Consider the following 4,909-nt stretch of genomic DNA (forward strand, 5'->3'; position numbering starts at 1 on the left):
GCAAGCGCGGGCGGGATGACGGGGCTCCCGAGGAGTACGGGTCCGGCATCGACTGGAACGAGTTCCACATGCCAACCCGGTACAGACAGTGAATAATGCTAAGAGCACACTTTTTGAGCCTTAACCCTAGAAGATACTGGGACGCTGTAAACGAGGCCCTACTTGTACTGGCTCTCGTGCTTGCGGAAGAAGTCGAAGCGCGGTGGCAGCTCGTGGATGCGGTGGACGCCGGCATCGATCTCCATGGCCGGGCACAGCTCCTCGTTGGAGTCGAAGTCGTAGTTCCAGCTGAAGAACTCGTCGAAGCCAAAGCTCAGGTAGTCGCAGATCTTCTCGCAGCCGGCCGGCACGACGGGGTGCATGAGCAGGGTGGCCACCCGCAGCAGGTAGAACGAGTCCACGAGCACCTGGCGACGGGCCTGCTCGTCCCCGCTCTCCTCGGCGGCCTTGATGCCATCGGCCCACCACTTGTTCGACCAGCGGATAAACTCGTCGCACACCGACATCACCCGGTGCAGCTCCACCCGGTGCATGCGCTCCTCGTAATCGACGAGGGCCGTGAAGGCGCGGGTGCGTACCTCGCTCGTCACACGGCCCAGGGGCATGCAGCCATCGAAGTTCTTGCCCGCCTCGTAGAAGCAGCTGCGGGCCAGGCGGTTGAACACGTTGGTGAGCAGCGCCCCCTCCTTCAGGGCCGGATCGGCATAGCGCGAGTCGGTGCGCTTGGCCTCGTCCGGATCGAAGGGCTTCGGTGAAAACCCCACGGACTTCTGGTCGAGGCCGAGGGCCAGGAAGTGGGCCCGCAGCTGCTCGGCGGTGTAGTGCTCCAGCAACTGCTCGCCCGTGGGTGGCTTCACCGCGCCCGAGGAGGACGCCTTCTTCTTCCCGAAGAGCATGTGGTGGTTGGCCACGAGCGTCGTCTGGCGCAGGCGGGAGTCCTCGCCGTCGTCGAACAGGCCGCCCTCGCCCAGAGCCTCCCACAGGGCCGGCTGGGCCACGCCGTAGAAGTACAGGTTGTCCTGGCCGATGAACTGGTAGACCCGGGCCTCGTCGGAGCACCAGAAGTCGCGCCAGCTTCCGCGCGGCAGGCCCTGCTCGTCGTTGGCGGCGATGGTGAACGAGATGGGCGCCCACAGCGATTCGGGCCAGCACCACACGGTGAGCCCCTCCACCCCGTCGATGACCGGCGCCGCCACGCCCCATTCGATGTTGCCCGTAATGCGGAAGGGCACGAGGGTCTTCGAGGTGCGGAAGCGGATGCCGGCGGGAGCCAGGACTGCACGGGCCGCGTCGCGGGCCGTGATATCGGAAAACTCGATCTCGAAGGAGGATTTGCCCCCCTCGGCCGCGCGGAACTGGTGGGGCGGCAGACGGTCGGCCAGGGCCCGGTACTCGTCCAGGTGCTCGTTCTTCACGAAGATGACCGGGGGCGCCAGAAACTCGGCGATGGTCTGGGGCACCACCGGGCGCACCTCGGAATCGGCGCGCAGGGCCTCCACCCGCTCCTTCAGAAAGCCGTCGAAGTCGGGCAGGTCGAAGTACCAGTTCTCCACCGGGCGCATCTCCGGCGCAGTGCCCGTGAGGGTGGATACGGGCGCGATGAGGTCCGCGGGCGCGTACTGATGGCCCAGGTCGCACTCGTCGGCGTAGCCGTGCTCGGACTTGCAGCCCTGCACGGGGCAGCGCCCCTGGACCTGGCGGCCGTTCAGAAAGGTGCCGGCCTCGGCATCGTAGAACTGAAGCGTGGAATCGAGCTTCAGGTGACCGCAGCCGTGCAGGCGCTCGATGAACTGGTTCGTGATCATCTGGTGCACGTCGGCGGCATGCCCGATGCCGCTGCCGTCGTAGATGTCCAGGCTCACCTGGAAGGCCTCCAAGGTAGAGGCCTGGCGCTCATGGTTGGCCAGTACATAGTCGGCGATGGTGCCCGAGAACTCCCCGGTCTCCACGAGCTTGCGGTAGCCCTCGTTGATGGGGCTGCCGAAGCAGTCGGTGCCCGACACGAAGCGCACGTTCTCGGCGCCGATGCGATCGCGCAGGAAACGGGCGAAGGCGTCGGCGGGCACGAAGACGCCGCCGATGTGCCCGAAGTGCAGGGGCTTGTTGCCGTAGGGCATGCCGGCCGTCACCACGGCCCGGGCCGGCCATTCCACGCGGGTTCTGCTACTCAAGTCCGACACGGTCTTCCAGCTCCTTCAGCATATCGGTCACGGTGGCCTCGTCCTCGGTGCCCATGATATCGAGCAGCCGCCCCAGATCGCTCGAGGAATCCTGCAAGTACACGGTATCTGCGTCGGCCACGCCGGCGAGGGACGCCGCTTTCTCCACGGCCATCTCCAAGGTGCCGATCTCGTCGGCTAAGCCGTTGCCCACGGCATCGATGCCCGTGAAGGTGAGTCCCGTGGCCAGGGCGCGCACCTCGTCCTCGGTCATAGAGCGGCCCTCGGCTACGGTGGCGATGAACACGTCGTTGATCTGGTCGACCTGGGCCTGGTACCAGGCGCGTTCCTCCTCGGTGAGGGGCCGATCCCCGCCCCCGGCGTCCTTGGCGTCGGCCGAGGTGATGTTGTCCACGGAGATGCCCAGCTTCTCGTAGAGGCCCGACAGGTCGGTCACCGACATGATGACGCCGATGGAGCCCACTGCCGAGGTCTCGGCCGTGTAGATGTAGTCGGCCTGGGAGGAGATCATGTAGGCGGCGCTGGCGTCGAGCGAGGCGCAGGACACCACCACCGGCTTGGAGAAATCGCGCACGTAGCGGGCCATCTCCTCGCCGGCCGTGGCCACCCCTCCTCCAGAGTTCACCCGCAGCACCACCGCCTTGATGTGCGGGTTCTGCTCGGCGGCGTCCAGCTGGGCCTTCAGCCCCTCGGGGCTCGACGTGGAGCCGTCGTACTGGATGGTGCCGTCGATGCTGATGATGCCCACGGTATCGCCCGTGACCGTATCGGCCCACGAGGGCGAATCGTAGGAGAGGGCCCCCATGGGGGCGGTCATCACCGCGGTGCACGACCCGATGGAGAAAAGCCCCAGAATGAAAAAGGAGAGCACGGCGGCCAGGCCCACGATCCAGCCGCGGCGCTTGGGTGCGGCGGCCGGCGCGGGCGGCGCCCCGTAGGCGGAAGCACACCACCCCGGGTCAGGGGCGGCGGTGCCGGTCCCGTAGGTGCCCGGCTGGGCCCCGGGAGCCGGAGCGGCCTGCGCCGCCGGCGTGGGCTGCGGTGCGGCCTGGACTGGTGCGGGCTGGCCGCCCGGGGTGCCCCAGGCGGCGTTGGGCCAATGGTTCTGATCGGTCATGGCGAGATCCCGTGCCTTCTACAGTTCGAAGTTGTCGTCGGAGCGCCCTTGCTGGGTCTGGGCCTTCTTCGCCGTGCGGATGAGAAACTCCTGATTGGAGCCCGTCTGCTTGAGCGACTTGATGAGCATGTCCATGGCCCGCTCCGTGGAATTGGTGTTCGACAGGATGCGGCGCACGGCCCAGATGAGCGGCGCCTCCTGGGGCTCCAGCAGCAGCTCCTCCTTGCGGGTGCCCGAGGAGATGGGGTCGATGGCCGGGAAGATACGGCGATCCGCCAGGTTGCGATCCAGCTTCAACTCCATGTTGCCGGTGCCCTTGAACTCCTCGAAGATCACCTCGTCCATCTTCGACCCCGTGTCGATGAGGGCCGAGGCCAAGATAGTGAGGCTGCCGCCGTGCTCGATGTTGCGGGCGGCGCCGAGGAAGCGCTTGGGCGGGTAGAGGGCCGTGGAGTCGACGCCGCCCGAGAGGATGCGGCCGCTGGCCGGCTGGGCCAGGTTGTAGGCGCGGGCCAGACGGGTGATGGAATCCAGGAGAATGACCACATCCTTGCCCTGCTCCACGAGGCGCTTGGCGCGCTCGATGACCAGTTCGGCCACCTGGATGTGGTTGTCGGCGGGCATGTCGAAGGTGGAGGATACCACTTCGCCGCGGATGGAGCGCTCCATGTCCGTGGCCTCCTCGGGGCGCTCGTCGATGCCGAGGTACATGAGGTGCACCTCGGGATTGTTGGCCGAGATGGCCGCCGCGATGTCCTTGAGCACCGTGGTCTTGCCGGCCTTGGGCGGCGAGACGATGAGGCCGCGCTGGCCCTTGCCGATGGGGGCCGTCAGGTCGATGACCCGGGCCGTCGTGGTGGTCTTGCCGTGCTCCATCCACAGGCGCTCATCGGGGAAGATGGGCGTGAGCTCGGAGAACTTCGGGCGCAGGGCCATGACCTCGGGGGCCATGCCGTTCACGAGGCTCACCTTCTGCAGGGCGGCGAACTTATCGTTGGGACGGGCCGGGCGCGTGGTGCCGGTGACCATGTCGCCCTTGCGCAGGTTGTTCTTGCGGATGGTGGCAAGTCCCACGTAGATGTCGTTCTCGCCGGGCAGGTAGCCGGAGGTGCGCAGAAAGCCGTAGCCGTCGCCCATGATGTCCAACACGCCCGTGACCTCGGTGAAGCCCTCGGCCTTGCAGGTGGCCTCGTAGATGGCCTCCACGAGCTCGGCCTTCTTGAGGGCCGTCCCCTCCACGCCGAGCTCGGCGGCCTTCGCGCGCAGCTCGGCCACCTTGAGCTCGGCCAGCTCCTCCCGGGTCACCGAGGGCTGGGGCTCGCGATTGCGGTTCTCGTGGCGCTGGCGGCGGTTGTTGCGGTCGTGGCCCTTCTTGCCGTTCTGCCCCTGCCCGTTCTGCTTGCCCGCGCTGCTCTGGCCACCGCTCTGACGGCGCTCCCCCCGGTCGTCGGGGCGCTCGCCGCGGCCGTGCTTGCGCACCACCGTGGCCTTGCGGTCGCCCTCCTTGGCACCGTCGGCCTCCCCCTCGCCCGCAGCGGGCGCCTCGGGGGCGCCGGCCGCCTCGGCTTCGGCGGACCCGACCTTCTTGCGAGCCCGGCGCACCTTGGGGGCC

Annotated in this window: 3 protein-coding genes; all 3 read right to left on the reverse strand. The window is 67.7% G+C overall.

Features of this window, described 5'->3' with window-relative positions:
* Positions 1 to 158 precede the first annotated feature (158 nt).
* On the reverse strand, positions 159 to 2,171 hold the full coding sequence (locus F8D48_RS11215) for a class I tRNA ligase family protein (protein ID WP_276536416.1): 2,013 nt from the start codon (positions 2,169 to 2,171) through the stop codon (positions 159 to 161).
* On the reverse strand, positions 2,164 to 3,297 hold the full coding sequence (gene sppA, locus F8D48_RS11220; RefSeq protein ID WP_151432104.1) for a signal peptide peptidase SppA: 1,134 nt from the start codon (positions 3,295 to 3,297) through the stop codon (positions 2,164 to 2,166). The genes F8D48_RS11215 and sppA overlap by 8 nt, the downstream gene beginning before the upstream one ends.
* Before the next feature lie 18 nt (positions 3,298 to 3,315).
* A partial coding sequence (gene rho, locus F8D48_RS11225; protein WP_420884883.1) for a transcription termination factor Rho occupies positions 3,316 to 4,909 on the reverse strand: 1,594 nt, incomplete at its 5' end.

This window comes from Adlercreutzia muris, from assembly GCF_008831045.1.
In the GTDB taxonomy this organism is placed as follows: Bacteria; Actinomycetota; Coriobacteriia; order Coriobacteriales; family Eggerthellaceae; genus Adlercreutzia; species Adlercreutzia muris.